At 66.8% G+C, this 16,247-nt stretch carries 13 protein-coding genes and 1 pseudogene; 10 read left to right on the top strand and 4 right to left on the bottom strand.

The features are described from left to right. The first annotated feature begins 68 nt into the window (after positions 1-68). Both DVR07_RS19880 and DVR07_RS19875 read left to right on the top strand, forming a co-directional pair. Positions 69-1,445, top strand: coding sequence for a PQQ-dependent sugar dehydrogenase (locus tag DVR07_RS19880; RefSeq protein WP_115799059.1), 1,377 nt, complete (start codon positions 69-71; stop codon positions 1,443-1,445). A gap of 91 nt (positions 1,446-1,536) precedes the next feature. Beyond that, entirely contained in the window at positions 1,537-3,036 is a 1,500-nt protein-coding gene (locus DVR07_RS19875) for a polysaccharide lyase (protein ID WP_115799058.1), read from the top strand. Positions 3,037-3,172: 136 nt separating this feature from the next. On the opposite strand, the gene DVR07_RS19870 is transcribed toward DVR07_RS19875, so the two are convergent. Further along, positions 3,173-4,345, bottom strand: coding sequence for a glycosyltransferase family 2 protein (locus DVR07_RS19870; RefSeq protein WP_115799057.1), 1,173 nt, complete (start codon positions 4,343-4,345; stop codon positions 3,173-3,175). A 341-nt stretch (positions 4,346-4,686) separates the two neighbouring features. Between DVR07_RS19870 and DVR07_RS19865 the strand changes: the two genes are divergently transcribed. The 6 genes from DVR07_RS19865 to DVR07_RS19845 all read left to right on the top strand — a co-directional run bounded on the left by DVR07_RS19865 (position 4,687) and on the right by DVR07_RS19845 (position 11,722). Further along, entirely contained in the window at positions 4,687-6,540 is a 1,854-nt protein-coding gene (locus DVR07_RS19865; protein ID WP_162829645.1) for a hypothetical protein, read from the top strand. Between the two features lie 69 nt (positions 6,541-6,609). Then, a complete protein-coding gene (locus DVR07_RS22565) occupies positions 6,610-6,732 on the top strand; it encodes a hypothetical protein (RefSeq protein ID WP_255457658.1) in 123 nt (40 codons plus the stop codon). Beyond that, positions 6,722-7,777 (top strand): glucosamine inositolphosphorylceramide transferase family protein, encoded by a 1,056-nt coding sequence (locus DVR07_RS19860; protein WP_162829644.1) that lies wholly within the window; start codon positions 6,722-6,724, stop codon positions 7,775-7,777. Before DVR07_RS22565 ends, DVR07_RS19860 begins: the two co-directional genes overlap by 11 nt. Positions 7,778-7,861: 84 nt before the next feature. Continuing rightward, entirely contained in the window at positions 7,862-9,094 is a 1,233-nt protein-coding gene (locus tag DVR07_RS19855; protein ID WP_115799054.1) for a carboxylate--amine ligase, read from the top strand. 118 nt (positions 9,095-9,212) lie between these two features. Further along, positions 9,213-10,709, top strand: a complete 1,497-nt coding sequence (locus DVR07_RS19850; protein WP_115799053.1) for an oligosaccharide flippase family protein — start codon at positions 9,213-9,215, stop codon at positions 10,707-10,709. A 50-nt stretch (positions 10,710-10,759) separates the two neighbouring features. After that, positions 10,760-11,722, top strand: a complete 963-nt coding sequence (locus tag DVR07_RS19845; RefSeq protein WP_115799052.1) for a glycosyltransferase family 2 protein — start codon at positions 10,760-10,762, stop codon at positions 11,720-11,722. An 85-nt stretch (positions 11,723-11,807) separates the two neighbouring features. On the opposite strand, the gene DVR07_RS19840 is transcribed toward DVR07_RS19845, so the two are convergent. Both DVR07_RS19840 and DVR07_RS19835 read right to left on the bottom strand, forming a co-directional pair. Beyond that, positions 11,808-12,029 carry a hypothetical protein gene (locus tag DVR07_RS19840; RefSeq protein ID WP_115799051.1) on the bottom strand — a complete coding sequence of 74 codons (222 nt, stop codon included), beginning with the start codon at positions 12,027-12,029 and terminating at the stop codon, positions 11,808-11,810. Positions 12,030-12,202: 173 nt separating this feature from the next. Next, the gene (locus DVR07_RS19835; protein WP_115799050.1) at positions 12,203-13,411 is read right to left on the bottom strand and encodes a carboxylate--amine ligase; all 1,209 of its coding nucleotides are present in this window, start codon (positions 13,409-13,411) and stop codon (positions 12,203-12,205) included. A gap of 169 nt (positions 13,412-13,580) precedes the next feature. Here DVR07_RS19835 and DVR07_RS19830 point away from each other — a divergent pair, with 169 nt between their 5' ends. Further along, the gene (locus tag DVR07_RS19830; protein WP_115799049.1) at positions 13,581-14,636 is read left to right on the top strand and encodes a lipid II:glycine glycyltransferase FemX; all 1,056 of its coding nucleotides are present in this window, start codon (positions 13,581-13,583) and stop codon (positions 14,634-14,636) included. 93 nt (positions 14,637-14,729) lie between these two features. Then, positions 14,730-14,825 (top strand): annotated as a pseudogene (locus DVR07_RS19825) (maltose acetyltransferase domain-containing protein); the annotation flags it as partial. 65 nt (positions 14,826-14,890) lie between these two features. Here the strand turns inward: DVR07_RS19825 and DVR07_RS19820 are convergent. Further along, a complete protein-coding gene (locus DVR07_RS19820) occupies positions 14,891-16,189 on the bottom strand; it encodes a hypothetical protein (protein WP_115799048.1) in 1,299 nt (432 codons plus the stop codon). Positions 16,190-16,247: the final 58 nt, after the last annotated feature.

Genomic DNA, 16,247 nt, shown 5'->3' with positions numbered 1-16,247 from the left:
CATTTCGGCATGCGGAGGTGACTCGAAACCGAACGGAACTCTTAGGTATTCACCGTAGTATTGCGGTTATGGCATCGACCCCGAGCCGACGGGATCTGCTGAGAATCGTGGGGAGCGGAGCGGCAGTCGGGCTCGCAGGCTGTGCCGGTTCGTCGAGACGGTCCTCCGGTCAGACAACGACCGACAGTGACACGACTACCGGCGGAGCGTCGGACGCCGACCTCCCGGACACCATCGGGCTCGAACCGCTCAGCGGGGCCTTCAACACCCCGCTGGAGATCGCGTTCGCCCCCGACGCCGACCTGCGGTACATCGCCGACCAGAAGGGCTTCGTCCAGATACACGGACCGGACGGCGTCCCCGACGAGACCTTCCTCGACATGACCGACACCGTCGTCGTCGGCAACGAAAGCGGGCTGCTCGGCTTGGCGCTCCACCCGGAGTTCGCCGAGAACCGTCGGATGTTCGTCCGGTACAGCGCGCCGCCCCGGGAGGGAACGCCCGACGACTACAATCACACGTTCGTCCTCTCGGAGTTCGAGGTCAGCGACGACGGCCGCTCGGTCGACCGCGACACCGAGCGGACCATCCTCGAGATACCCGAACCCGACGGCCACCACAACGCCGGCGCGATCGAATTCGGCCCGGACGGCTACCTCTACGTCGCCGTCGGCGACGGGACGAGCGGCGACGACCAGGGGCTGGGCGCGGCGTCGGACTGGTACGACGAGGTGGAGGGCGGCAACGGCCAGGACGTCACCGAGAACCTGCTCGGGAGCATCCTGCGCATCGACGTCGACGACCAGGAAGGCGACAAGGGGTACGCGATTCCCGACGACAACCCGCTGGTCGGCGAGGAGGGGCTCGACGAGCACTGGGCGTGGGGGCTCCGGAATCCGTTCCGGATGGCGTTCGACGGCGAGACCCTCATCGCCGGTGACGTGGGCGAGAGCCGGTACGAGGAGGTCGACGTGATCGAGAAGGGCGGCAACTACGGCTGGAACGTCAAGGAGGCGACCCACTGCTTTAGGGCCGACGAGTGTCCGGACAGCACGCCCGACGACGTCCGGGGCGGCGAACCCCTCATCGACCCGGTGATTGAGTACCCCCACGAGGGCGAGGGCGAGGGCGTCAGTGGAATCTCGGTAATCGGCGGCGAGGTGTACCGCGGGTCGGCGATGCCCGAGATGGAGGGCGTCTACCTGTTCGGCGACTGGAACGCGCAGGGCGAACTGTTCGTCGCGCGACCGCAGGACGGCGAGGGGCCCTGGCCGAAAGGAGTCGTCCAGATCGCCGAAGAGGACCGCGAGTATCTCGACAACCGGTGCTTCGGATTCGGCCGCGACCCTGACGGTGAACTCTACGTCCTAGGGAGCGGATCGTGGTCCGGCGGCAGCGTCCACAAGGTCGTCCCGCCGGGTTCCGAGACGACGACGGCCGAGTAATCGGCCATTACCGCCTGCATCTGTTGCGGTAACGAGGTATTGAACCTCGACCAGAACACTTATAGTATGTAGAGAGAGCATTGAAAAACGCATGGCACGCGACACGACGGCACGCGAACGCGACGAAGAGACCTCTCTACTCGACCGGCGCGGCTACCTCCGGCTGGCCGGTGCGGCAGCGGCGTCCGTAGCCGGGGCGAGCGCTGCCGGCACCGCGAGTGCCGCTCCCTCCCCCCAGGATCTGCTCCTGTACGAGAACTTCGCGACGAAAGACTACGAGAACAACTTCACGAGCACGTGGCGGCAGGGCGAGCACGAGACCCTCGTCTCCGACCCGAGCAAGTTCGATACCCCCGCACTGCGCCTCGACCTCCCCGAGGGCAGCCACTACGGCATTTCCACCACCTACGACCCGGTCAAGGCTGGCGACGTCAACTCCCAGGTCACCGAACTGTACGCGAGTTACTGGGTCCGGTTCTCCTCCGACTTCCAGGCGGACGGCAACGTCTCGAAGCTCCCCGGTCCCTGCAACACCGAACCCGGTGGCGGCAAGGGCGGCGACCCGTCGACCGGCGAGAACGGCTGGTCGGCCCGCGGCGGGTTCACCGAGCGGAGCGGCGGCGTCGGCGTCGGCTACTACTGCTATCACATGGACATGGACGGGCAGTACGGCGACTACTTCCACGCCAAGACAGTCCCGCGCGGCGAGTGGGTGAAGATTCACCAGTACATCAAGCTGAACTCGACGAGCGGCGGGAGCGCCAACAGCGACGGCGAGTTGAAGATGTGGGTCGACGACCAGCTCGCGGTCGACAAGTCCGGAATGCGCTTCACAGAGGACCTCTCGATCGGCGTCAACTACACGTTCGACGTCCGATTCGGCGGGAACGCTCCCTCCCCGAAGGACCAGGCTATCTTCGTGGATCGGTGGGCGCTCAGCCGGACGCACAGGCCCGACATCTCCGCGTCGAGTTCGACCACGAGCCCGACCGACTCGCAGCCCGACGGGACTGTCCTCGAACTCGTCTCGGGGCAGAACATGTCGACGACCCAGTATCAGTTCACCGTCGACGGGAACGTCAGCAAACAGCTGAACGCGGGCGACATGTCCGCGGAGCGAAACAACGACAACATCACGGACAACGGCGACGGGACGATGACGGTCTCGGGCGCGACCGGAAACGGCTACGGGGACTCCTACCTCGTCGACGGGACGGTCACGTCGCTCACGGGCATCGACGAGTCGAAGTGGACGATCCGGTACGGCGACCGCGAAGTGAGCGTCGACGAACTCACCGCCGGACCGGCGGTGGACAACGTCAAGATCTCGAAGAGCGAGACGCTGGGCGACAACCGGATGTTCTCAGTCAACTGGTCGGTCTCGGACCCCGACGGCAACCTCGACACGGTCGAGGTTTCAGTCGTGGAGAACGACCTCGACATGAACTTCTCGGTTACCGACGTGAAGGGTTCGGGCGCATCCGGGTGGGACCTCTTCCAGTTCCCCGTCGGCAGCGATCTCGACGTGACCGTTCGCGCGAAGGACGGCGACGGACACGCGACGAAGACGACCAGGAACATCACGCTGTGAGCCTGTGAGGTAGCCGCCACCGACTCCCCTCCGCGCCGGACCGCGGGGCCACTGATTCACGGAGCTACAGGATCGCGGTCGTCCCAAGATGACGGCCGGTCGAGTGATGCGCCGCCAGAACGATGCCCCCGCGGCGTCAGTCGTTCATCGTGTTCCACGTCACGATGTTCTCCCCGCGGAGGAAGTTCCAGACGCCGACGACCAGGCTGTAGTGGCCCACGAGGAAGTAGTGCGGGACGTGGAAGAGGAACGGCACCGAACTCGTGCGGCGGTCGAGGTAGTAGCCCAGCGCGCCGAACGCGATGAGCGCGAGGTGGCCCGCCGCGACAGCGCCGGCCAGCAGGCTGCCGGTCAGCGCGAACAGCGCGGTCGCGCTCAGGAACGCGGTCGCGCTCAGGAACGGCGTGCTCCACCAGAGCACGGTGTCGCTGAACACCTTCAGCGAGAACCAGCCGTATCGCAGCGGATTGAGGAGGCCGAGGTGCTGGGCCATCGTGTGCCACGACCGCGTCGCCATCCGGGTCTTGCGGGACTGCTCGGCCTCGACCGACCCGGCGGTCCGCTCGCGGGCCACCGCGTCGTGGGCGTACTTGACCGTCCGGCCGTTCTCCCGGACGGCGAGCGGTTCCCCGAAGTCGCTCATCGCGTCGGCCGGCAGCGGGACGTAGTCCTCGTTCCGGACCGCGTAGATGGCGCCGTTGCCCTTGACGACCGACCCCAGCTTCGTCTCCAGCCGCTTGACGAGCCGGGTGTACCGCCAGTAGAGCGACTCGCCCTCGACGTCGTCCTCGGTCCGGGTGTGGCGGAGCTCGCCGACGACGCAGCCCACGCCGTCGTCGAACCGGGCGAGCAGCCGCCGGATGGCGTCGGGTTCGTACATGCAGTTGGCGTCCGAGAACACCAGGACGTCGCCGTCGACCATCTCGGCGACCTGGTTCTGGCACTCGGTCTTGCCGACCCGGCCCTCGATGCGTTCGAGCCGGACCCCCTCGTCGGCGTACGACCGGACGATGTCGTCTGTCCGGTCGCTGGAGGCGTCGGAGAAGACGACGATTTCGAGCTTCTCCTCGGGGTAGTCGAGTTCGAGGCTGTTCTCTACCTTCTCGGCGATGACGTCCTCCTCGTTGTACGCCGCGACGACCAGCGAGACGGTCGGCAGGTCGGCGTCGTCGGTATCGAGCGTCGGTCGCGACGACGAGACGAACCGGGTCGCGGTCCAGAGCGCGGCGGGATACAGGAAGTACGCGTACGCGATGAGGAACACTGAAACCGCGAGGACGGCGAGGAGCGCGATGGCGACCGGCGTCATGTGTTGGTGATATCGAGAGCGACCGCCAAAGACGTAGCGGCCTAACGACGGGTTACCCGGACGGTCGGCTCGCCTTATCCGGGGTTCGGCGAACCTTATGGCGAAGCGAATCCACCCCTTCTTCCGCGAGTGACACGCCTCCCGTCGGGCGTACTTGACCGCCCGCCCGTTCTCCCGGACGGCGTGGTGACAGTTCTTCCGGCACGAATGTCACGTTTACCGCACGAGTAGCGGGCTACCGTCGGTCGACCCTCCGCGTTCGGTGGTATCAGGGCTCACGGTGCCCCAGAAGAACCATTACCGAGGCGATTGGACTAGGAGGCGATGCGCGGGGGTCGGGTGTGAATCAAGCCACGAAGTTGAAATCTCTCTCGGCTGTGGGTGCGGCGTCGGTAGCGACGGCGCTCCTGTTCGTCGCCATGAACCCGGCGGCAGGCGACTACGAGATAACGGTGTACGACGCGTACACCCCGGCGTTCTGGCTCCTGCTGCTCTTCGCCATCTTCGTCGGCCAACTGGTCATCTTCGGGAGCCGTCACGACGACGACCGCCGTCGGTTCTGGAAGTACGGACTGCTCATCGTGCTCGCGGCCAATCTGGTCATCCTCGTCATCCCGGCGCTCCGGTACCACCTCTACGCCCGCGGCGACATCATCACGTTCATCGGGATGATACGGCAGATAATCGACCTCCAACACGTCCCCCGGAGCAACTACTACCCCAACATCCACCTGCTCGCGTCGACGTTCAGCTACGTGACCGGCATCGAACCCCAGAAGGTCGTGAACGTCCTGCCGCCGGTGATGTCGATATTCTACATCGTCTCGACATACGCGTTGCTGAACGTCCTGTTCGCGGACTTCCGGAAGGTGGCGTTCGTGCTGCCGTTCTCCTCGCTGCTGGTGCTGGGCTACAGCCAGGTCCAGTTCCACCCGGGCGTGTTCGCGTTCATGCTCGTCCCGTTCCTGTTCTTCCTGGTGTTCCGGGGGTACCGCGGGCGGTCGCTGTACCGATATCGGCTGCCGCTGGTGGTGTCGGTCGTCGCGGTGGCGTTCTACCACCCGGCGGTGACGGTGTTCTTCACCGGGATGCTCGTCCTGCTGAAACTGGCCCTGCTGGGCGGTCGGCGATTCTCCGTGAACGTACCGACCAACGAGACGACGTCGGTCGTCGCTGCATCCATCGCGTTCGTGCTGTTCTTCTCGTGGTACTACTCCTTCGAGTCCATCATCGGCAGCACGCTGCTCATCGTCTACACCCTCGTCGGGATGTCGGAGGGCTCCTCAACGTTCGGGCATATCGCGGGCGTGTTCGGACGGACGTCGCCCGAATTGGCCGACGTCGCCCTCGTCGGCATCTACACGTACGGGTTCGTCGGCGCCATCATCAGCATGGGCGGGGTGTTCCTGTGCTACTACGCCTACCTCGTCGTTCGGGGGCGGCGCCAATTCGACCCCATCGAGGCGTTCCTCGGCGGGACGTTCGTGGTGTTCAGCTTCGGCGGCGTCGTCGCGTTCTTCGTGGACGTGACCCTCGGGTTCAACCGGATCATCCGGTACGCGAGGTTTGCCGCGATCATCCTCATCGGGAGCGGCCTCTACACGCTGTTCGGCCGCCTCGACTCCGAGACCCTCACGCGCTACCTGCGTCCAATCGTCTTCGTCTCGTTCTTCGTGTTCGCGTTCTTCTCGGTGTTCGGCCTGTACGGGTCGCCCCTCGACAACGAGGAGAACAACCAGATAACGGAGGCCGAGGTCCAAGGGATGCAGTGGGTGTTCAACCACTGGAACCAGTCGCTCATCATCGACCAGTTGGGCGTCGAACAGTACCGGATGTACACCCTCCAGAAGGGCAAGAGCGACCCGGAAGGGACCATACGGTGGCGAGCGCCGCCCGCGCCGATGCACTTCAATTACACCAACGTCACCGCGGAGGACATGCCGCCGGAGGCGGACCCCGACCGCCGGTACCTCGTGACCACCCGTCTGAGCCGCATCAAGAATCCGCGGTTCTACCCGGCCTACCGGGAGTACTGGCGGCACACGCCGGGCGACTTCAGACGACTCGGGACCGACCCGACGTTCGCGCACGTCTACGACGACGGAACGCTGAACGCGTACATCGTCCGGAACGTCGAGTACGCCAACGAGTCGGCGGTGTCGAGTCGCACGCGACCGCTGCCCCGCGGCGGTTAGCCGACCGGTGGGTCGACAGATATGATGCCGGACACATCTTTTTTGGGACGGTACGTCGTCCGAAGATGTATGGGGGAACACACGACAACAGCGGTGTCGGGGACCGCGGGGACCTGGTCGAACACCGGGATCCGGGCGGACGCCGCGGGCGGTTGGAACGAGAGAGCACGGAGCGAGGCCGATGCCGGGTAGGCCCCGGCCGGTGCGGCGGGCGTCGTGGGCCGTCGGCGAATTCGTCCACCGCGACCTCGCGGACCGACTCGGCGCGGCTCGGAACGGACGATTCGAGACGCTGCCGCCTGCCGGCGAAAAGGCGATCCGGCCAGGCCACCTCACAGCGGACGACGGCCGCCGACCGTTCCGGCCCCGGCCCGACGAGGCTGCCGACAACCCCGTGCTGACGGCGGCCGACGTCGACGATTACGGCGACGCGGAGTTCGTGGCCGACCCCTTCCTGTTCGCCGCCGACGGGGTCTGGCACCTCTTCTTCGAGGTGTTCAACCGCGACCGGCGACCGACCGGCGTCGTCGGCCACGCGACCAGCGACGCCGGTCGGTCGTGGACCTACGACCGCGTGGTGCTCCGCGACGAGGTCCACCTGGCGTTCCCGTACGTGTTCGAGTGGGCTGGCGACTACTACATGGTTCCCGATCGCTGGGACCGCAAGGACCCGGCGTCGATTCGACTCTTCCGGACCGACTCGCTGCCCGACGGCTGGGCTCCGGTGTCGACCATCGTCGACCCGGGCCGCCAGCTCGCCGACTGCGTCGTCTTCCGGTGGGACGACCGGTGGTGGGCGCTTCTGGGCAGCGACGACGGTCGGTACGAGCTCTGCGCGTACTACGCCGACGACCTGCTCGCCGACGAGTGGACGCCTCACCGCGAGAATCCGGTGGTCTCCGGCCGTCCCGAGGGCGCGCGCCCCGGGGGCCGCCCCATCGTCGGTGACGACCGCATCCTGGTCTTCTTCCAGGACTGTGCGGCCCAGTACGGCGACAAGGTCCGGGCCTACGATGTCGAGACGCTCACGCCCGAGGCGTACGCCGACCGCGAGCGCCCCGAGTCGCCGATTCTCGAGGGCACCGGCGGACCGCTCGGCTGGAACTCCGGTCGGATGCACCACGTCGACCCCTGGTACACGGGCGAGGGCTGGCTCTGCGCGGTCGACGGCAACGTCGGATTCGGCGACTGGCTGTTCGGTCCCGATCACTGGTCGGTCGGCATCTACCGTGCCTGACGCGCCGGGGCGGCGTCGAAACCCGGTCTTAACCGCCGAAACGGCTGAATAACAAAGACAACGCACCCCACTACGTCAGGAAGAATGAAGTCAGTCGTCGTCAGCGCGGTCGACGTTCCCAGTTCCTTCGTCGCGCTCCGGTCGCTCCACAGGCGCGGCGTCCACACCGTCGCCGTCTCCGAGCGGGAGTCGCCCGAGGTGTTCTGTTCGCGGTACTGCGACGAGGCGGTGCGCGTCCCGTCGCCGTGCCGGAGCGCCGTCGCGTACAAGGACGCACTGCTGGACCTCGCCGCCCGCGACGACGTGCAGACGATTCTCCCCTTCCGGGAGGAGGACGTCTACGTCCTCTCCCGGTACAGGGACGAGTTCGCCGAGCACATCGCCACACCGTTTCCCGATTTCGAGACGCTGTGCCGGGTCCAGGACCGTATGGCGTTGTTCGACGTCGCGGCCGATATCGGCGTCGCGATACCCGAGACGGAACTGCTCACCGACTGCGACGACTGGTCCCGGCCGAGCATCGTCAAGGGGCGATACACGATACTCGCCGACGCCTTCCGGGAGTCGACGGCGGCGCCCGAGGCGAAGCCGGTCAGGAACAACGGCGACGAACCCGTCGAGGGCCTGCGCCAGCCGCCCGCGACGAGCTACCTCCCGCCGGGGAGGCGCCCGAACGTCGAGGCGCTGTGCGACGCTGCGGGCCACGTGCCGCTGATCCAGGAGTACATGCCCGACACCGACGAGTACAGCTTCTGCGCGATGTACGACTCGGGCGAGGCGCTGGCGACGTTCCAGCACCGCCAGATTCGGGGCTTCCACTACAGCGGTGGCACCAGTTCGTTCCGGAAGTCCGTCGACGAACCGGCCCTCGAAGCTGCAGGACTGGCGCTGCTCGACGAACTCGAGTGGCACGGCCCCGCCGACGTGGAGTTCAAGCGCGACCCGACCACGGGGGAGTTCAAGCTGATGGAGATCAACCCCCGGTTCTGGTCGTCAGTGCCGTTCGCGGTCCAGGCCGGAGCCGACTTCCCGCTCTACTACTGGCTAGTCGCGACCGGCCGCAGCGATCTGGTCGACCCCGGCTACGAGGTGGGCATTGGCGGCCACCTCCTGATGGGAGAGGTATCCTACCTGCTAAGCGTGCTCCGGGAGGACGTGCCCCTCGTCGACCGGCCGTCGATGCCCGAGGCGCTGGCGTCGGTGCTGACCTCGTTCGTGCGGTACCCCCGGTTCGACTATCTCGACACCTCGGACCCGTGCCCGGCCGTCCGGTACGCGTACAATACGGTCAGGGAAGCGTTTCGGCGGCGGGTCTGAAAGCCCATGATACTCCGAACGATGCGGACCGCGGGCGGGAGTAGTCGGTCGGCAACGGTCGACAACGACGGGCTAGCCGGTACTTCTATGCCTCAGACGGAAGTTACAAGCAGGAGAGATGGGACGTAGCATCCTGAGTGGCTTCCTCTCGATCTTCGGGGGGCGAGTCGGTTGGCTGGTGGTGGGGATGGTGAGCACGCCCATCGTCGTCCGCGTGCTCGGCACCTCGGACTACGGCGACTATGCGGTCATGCTCTCGACACTCAGCGTCATCTGGATCCTCGTCAACGCCGGCATCTTCGACGGCATCCGGAAGTACATCGCCGAGGACCGAGACGTTCCCGGCTGGCGGAGCGACGTGTTCGTCTTCTACCTGCGGGTCGGAATGGCCACGGCCGTCGCCGCCGCGTTGCTGCTCGCCGCCCTCGCGTACTTCGGAATCGTCCAGATGGTGTTCGGCCCGGTGTTCGAGTCGTACTTCTACATCGCGGCCGGCATCATCGTCGCGAAGCAGGTGTGGGCGGTCAGCCGCGGGGCGCTAATGGGGTTCCGGTACGAGGAGTTCTCCGAGTCCATCCGACTGTTCCGGCTCGTCCTCCTGCTGAGCATCGGGCTCTCGCTCGCTGCCGCCGGGTACGCCGTCGACGGGATGTTGCTGGGTCGGTTCGTGGCGACGGTGGTGGTCGCCGCCGGGGGCTTCATGCTCGTCCACCGGAAGATTTCGCTGGGCTCGGTGATGTCGCCCATCCAGGAGGAGTTCCCGCGGCGCGAGCTCCTCTCGTTCAACTCGCTGAGCATCGTCCTGACCTTCCTGATGGCGTCGCTGTACCATACCGACGTGCTGTTGCTCAAGACGTTCGTCGGCAGCACCAGGACGGGCTACTACAAGGCCGCGCTCGTCATGGCGGAGTTCATGTGGTTCGCTCCCCGGTCGCTCCAGATGGTGCTGCTGCACTCGACCTCCCAACTCTGGTCGAACGACCGGCACGAGCGCATTACGGAACTCGCCTCGCGGACGACGCGGTACTGCCTGCTGTTCGCGCTCCTGCTCGCCACCGGGCTGGCGTCGCTCGCGGACGTCGTCGTCCCGCTGTACTTCGGCGACGAGTTCGCGCCCGCGGTCGGACCGCTGCTGGTGCTGCTGCCCGGCGCGATCGGTTTCGCGGTCTCGCGGCCCATCTTCGCAATCGGCCAGGGCGAGGGGTCACTTCGCGTCCTCATCTACGCGACGGGGGTCGCAGCGACGCTGAACGTCGTGCTGAACCTCGTGCTGATACCCCAGTACGGCATGATCGGGGCGGCCGTCGCGACCAGCGTCGGGTACGGGTCGATGGTGTTGCTGCACATCTGGAGCGCCCGACAGATCGGGTTCGACCCGGCGGGCGATCTCCGACTCGGTCGCGTAGCGCTGACTGCGGTCCCGTCGGCGGCGGTGATATTCCTCCTCGCCGACGCCATCCGGTCGGACCTCCTCTCGCTGGTGGTTGTCCCGCCAGCGGGCTTTCTTGCGTTCGCGGCGGTCACTTACGCGACCGGCGCCGTCGACCGGAGCGAAGTGGACGAACTGATGGAACAGCTTCCACTCGCCCGGTTTCCCTTCGTATCCGCCGAGTGAAGCCGCCTGAAAGCCACTACGTTTATCTTGCCGACCGTGATATCGTCGAGATGATGGGGGCGTCTCAGAGTCCGGTAGTCAGCGTTGTCATACCCACATATAACCGAGCTCACCGTCTGGCCGACGCGATCGAAACCGTCGCCGACCAGACCTATGACCCGATCGAACTCGTCGTCGTCGACGACTGCTCCGAGGTACCCGTCGCGGACCAACTGGACGACGACTACGCCCGACACTTCGATAAGTTCGAGGTCCTCCGCCACGACGAGAACAGGGGCGGCGCCGCCGCCAGGAACACGGGGATGCGGGAGGCGACCGGCGACTACATCGCGCTGCTGGATGACGACGACCGGTGGGAACCCGAGAAGGTGGCCCGCCACGTCGAACGGTTCCGTGAGGACGACGTCGGACTGGTGACCTCCGGGTCCAAAGTCGTCGACGACGAGGGGAACAAGATACAGCAGAAGACCAGGTTCGACATGCCCCGGAAGCGGTCCGCGCTGACCAAGACGCTGCTCTGCCGGAACGTCGTCGGTTCCTGTTCAGCCGTGATGGTCGACGCGGACGTGGTCGAAGCGACCGGCGGATTCGACGAGCGATTTCCGAGTTGGCAGGACCTGGAGTGGTACGTCCGCCTGTCGCGCCACTGCCGGTTCGGTGCCGTGCCCGAACCGCTACTCCGGTACACGAGACACTCCGGCGACAGGCTCACCGACGACCTGGACGCAGTGAAGGACGAGTCGTACCCTCTCTTCGTCGAGAAGTACGGGTCGCTCGCCGCCGAGTTCGGCCCGGTGTTCGAGCGGAAGATGCGCGCGTGGACCGCCTACCGGGTCGGGAAGGAACTGGTCATGGCCGATCGGGTGTGGGAGGGCCGACCGTTCCTGAAGCGTGCGGTGAGACTGTATCCGGTCGAACCCAAGTTCTTCAAGCACTTCCTGCCGTCGGTCGGCGGACCGCCGACGTACCAGGCCGCGCGGTGGACGAAGCGGACGCTCAACCGACTCCAGTAACCACCTCGTTGAGGCCGCACACCACGCGGCAGTTGTGAAACGAGCGCCACAGCCGACGGTTCACCGACGTCAGCGACGGGCGTGCCTACGCATCGGTCCCCGTCAGATCGCCACGAACAACGGCGTAGGCACCCGCGATGACGACGACGCCGAGTCCGAGGAACCACGCGAGTCGGATAAGCGAGACGGCGCGCTCGCCCGTGCTCTCGAACAGCGTAACGCTGTGGAGGACGACGAACCCCGCCATACCCGCCCACAGCACCGCGAACAGCACGCCGTCCGCGGACGGGAGGAGTCGGTCAGCCACGGGCGGTCACACCTCCGGCCCCCGTCGGTCGCGCTGGTCCGTCGAACGAGGACCGGGTCTTGCGGTCGAACGGCGAGTCTGCCTCCCCGGAAGTTGATGCGGTCGATGCGGCGCCATGGAACGTCGAACGTGCGTCTCGCATATACGTATTCGGTCCGGAGCGGAGTCGGTCGCTACGACTTCATCCGGTGGCGGAGCCCCGACAGGACCCCCTCGGCGAACGGCCGCGGATCGTCGAACCGGAGCGTGTCGAACCGCGGGTCGAGCACGGTCGAGACGACCATCTCGCCGACCGTCGCGTAGAGGTTCGGCCGCTCGACCCTGTCGGACTCGGCCTCGACGATGCTCTGGAGGTGGTTGACCTCGCCGCGTATCAGGTGGCTGCCGACCCCGGCCCGGGGCTCGGGCTCGATGCGGTCGCGCCGGCCCGTCGCCAGCAGCCAGTAGTAGTACGGGAAGTCCACGCCCGCCCGGACCGCCGGCACGAGCGACTGCCACATCCGGGGGTTGATCTCGGCGAGCTTGTACTCGCCGGTCTCCTCGTCCTCCATGTACTCGATACAGGCCAGCCCGTGCCAGTCGAGTTCGTCGAGCAGGTCGCGGGCCACCCGTTCGAGCTCCGGGTCGTACATCGACTTGCGGTAGACCCCGCCGCCGCCCATGTACGAGTCCTCGCGGATCTGGCGTATCTGGAGCGTGGCGACCGGTTCGCCGTGGTCGTAGAGCGCGCCCACCATGTACTCGCCCGCCCGTTGCACGCACTCCTGGACGATGGGGACGTGGCACATCCGGTCGACGACCGCCTCGCGGTCGGGAACCTCGCCGGGTTCGAGGTAAGTCACGTCCTTGACGATCTCGACCTCGTCTCGCGGACACGACTCGTCGTAGTCGTGCGCGAGCAGGTTGTACCGCGACTTGATTATCAGCTCCCGGTCCCAGTCGTCGACCTGGTCGAACGTCCGGGTCTCGGGCACCGGCACGCCCGCCGCCTCGGCCGCCGCCGCGAGCTGGATCCGGTCGTGGACGGTGCGCAGCGACTCGAACGGCGGCACCGGCAGCGACACCTCGCCCGCGAACGCGTCGTCGAACTTCGAGAGGACGTAGGCGTCGTACTCGTTCGTCGGAACGATGGTCCGCACGTCCGGCCGGCGCGCGATCTCGACCAGTCGGTCGCGGTAGGCGAGGATGTCCTCGTCGGGATCCGGGAGCGAGACGGCCTCGTCGCAGTAGCGCGACGCCGGTATCGTGTCGCTGTCGTACTTCTTCCCGTAGATCGTGTGGACGCCCGCCCGGCCCAGCGACCGCAGGCACTGGTACCCCGGCGGTTCGCGCGCGCCGCTCGGTACCAACGCCGCTCCGCGACCGTTCCGCGTCTCCCCCATGGGTGACGTATCCGCGCGCTTCGTAATGAAGCTACCTGCCAGTTCGCGCACCTCCCGGGCGCGACGGCGTTCCGCGGCGACCGCGGGCGTGCGGTGCGTTACCGGGACCGCCGAACCACTTTTCCCCGCGCCCGCCGTCAGAGGCAGGTAATCAGGGGGAACGAGTCGGATGTCTCTAGACGTTCGCGGAGTCGACACCATCGAGTCCGTGAACCGGAACCAGTGGAACCAGGTCGTCGAGAACGCGGCGGTGGGAAGAGTGTACCACCGGTACGGCTGGCAGCGCGCGATCGAACGGGGGACCAGGTACGAGCCGCGCCACCTGGTCGTCGAGAAGAAGGGCAACCCGGTCGGCCTCTTCCCGAACTTCGTGACGGAGAGCGACGGGCTGCCGGTCAAGCACCTCTCGTCGCCCAAGCCCGGCCCCGCGGGCCCGATCGCGATGACCGACGAGGAGGCGGTGATCGACGCGCTGCTCGACGCGGTGCCCGCGGTCTGCGACGACGACGTCATCTCGAACCAGGTCCAGACCTCCGGACCGGAGTTCAGCCGCTACCACGAGCTGTTCCGCGAGCACGGCTACCGCCAGCGGCTGATCTACGGCGACTTCACGCTCGACATCGGCCGGGACTGGGAGGAGATCCTCGCCGGGATGGACAAGTCGCGCCGGCAGGCCATCAGGCGGGCCAACGACCGGGAGTACGAGATCGTCGACCGGGAGGTGACCGAGGAGACGATGGCCGAGTTCTACGAGGGGTTCTCGTCGGTGATGGACCGGGTCGGCGGCAGGAAGACGCCCCGCCGGTTCTGGCTCGAACTCGCCGATTTCGACGACCGGCTGAAGCTGCTGACGCTCCGGGCCGACGGCGGCGACCGCGGCACGATACTGCTCACGCTCGACGACGAGCGCTCGACCCTCCACTACGAGTCGTCGGCCATCACCGAGGAGCACTTCGAGTACAACCCCTCGGAACTGCTCCACGAGCACGCCATCAAGTGGGGTCAGGAGCACGGCTACGACACGTACAACTTCGGCGGGACCGACCTGGACTTCCGGGACGGCGTGTTCCGGTTCAAGGAGCAGTTCGGCGCGCGCCCGATGCCGGCGCTGGCGTGGGAGCGCGGCGTCTCGCCGCTGAAGTGGCCCGCCTACAGGCTCGGCCGGCGGCTCTCGGGGCCGGTCAGCTCGCTCAAGTCGGAGCTGGCGGCCGCGCTGAGCCTCTGACCCGCGGCGAGGCGCGACCGAAGCGGACGTTCTGCCCTTGATCGCTTCAGGGAGTGCGGAGAGTATAACTCGGCCGCCGAATCAACGACACGCATGAACAACGAGAAAGAGAAGATGCTGAACGGGGAACTGTACGACGCAGACGACCCCGAGCTGGTGGCCGAGCGGGAACGTGCACGCGACCTCACGGGACAGTAGAGACCGAACTGAGAACGTTTTGCCGACTGTCGGCGGAAGCACGCGGGCGGACCGACCTACCAGATCACGTCCAGCACCTGCCTGCGGACCGAGTGGACCAGCGGCGAGGCCGGGAGCTGCCGGGTGAGCTTGTACGCCCGGAACCCGGACGTGTTCGTCGGGTCCTCGAATCGGTCGACGTCGACCTCGGCCAGCCACTCGAAGAACGCGCGAGCGTCGGAGTAGTAGGACGCGTCCGCGTCGAGTCGCTCGTCGAGGTCCAGTCGGGCGTGATCCCGGAGGTCCCGCCACATGACCGCCTTCGCCGGCCCGAGGTGCCAGTCGCCGGCGACGAGCCTGTCGCGGGCGTACTCGAAGCTGTCCCCGTCGACGTCGTAGCCGTGTCGGTTGGGGTCGAATCCGGCGAGCACCAGCCCGAACGCGGTCCGCAGGCACTTCTCGCACTCGCTACAGTTGCCCGCCCCGGACTTGAGGCAGGTGTGCGGGGAGATGTCCTCGTCTTCGAGGAACCCGGCCATCTGCTCGATCTTCTCCTGGCGGGTGAACTCGTACCCGTCGCTGCGCACCGCGGTCCCGCTCCACGCGATGTTGTCGACGACGCGCGGGTGGTTCCCGACCTTGATGTCGTAGGTCTCGGAGGCGCCGTCGGCCATGTAGATGGTGTCGAATCCCTCCGCGTACGCCAGCGGCGCGCAGAGCCCCGTGATTCCGAGCCCCTGCTGGACCGCGTCGTACCAGTCGCTCTGGAGGAATCGCCGGAAGTGGGCGTTGAGCATGAAGTCCTCCAGGAACGACATCATGTTCGTCCGCATGGAGACCGAGTCGAGGCCGCGCTTCCGGGCGAACGCGTCGACCCGCTCCTTCTTGTCGCGCCACGCGGTCCCGTCGTCGAGGTCCACGTCGAAGCCGTGGATGCTGACGAGCGTCGGGTCCTCGTCCCGGTGTCGGCGATAGGTGTGGAGCGCGTCGATGCCGCCGCTGAACAGCACGGCGCTGTTCCGAGCGGTCCCGGCGTCCGGGTCGTTGTCGACCAGTTCACGGCATCGCACCTCGCTCCCCTGGACGACCTGGGGGTACATCTCCCGCAGGTTCCGCCGGACGGCGGTCAGCGACTCGTGGAACCGGTCGTCGAGCCGCGGGAGTTCGACGTCGACCCCGGTCGCCCACGCGAGCGGGCAGACGTTCGCCACCCACGGAATCGCGAGGACGCTCTCGGGGACGTCGCCGACGTCGACGCCGTACTCCGCCTCGAACGTCGTGTCGAGGAAGAACCCGCTGAGCGCCTCCGGGTAGTCGAACTCGTAGCGCACCGACGACTCAGTCGGCTCCGTACGTGTCAGCTTGAGCGTGGTCATTTCCCCACCGTGTACGTGGAGGTGACGGCTCCACGGGCATGAGTATGTCGGGCAGCCG

Source organism: Halorussus rarus, from assembly GCF_003369835.1.
Classification (GTDB): domain Archaea; phylum Halobacteriota; class Halobacteria; order Halobacteriales; family Haladaptataceae; genus Halorussus; species Halorussus rarus.
The sequence above is the reverse complement of the archived record's forward strand: the minus strand, read 5'-3'. Positions and strand labels throughout refer to the sequence as shown.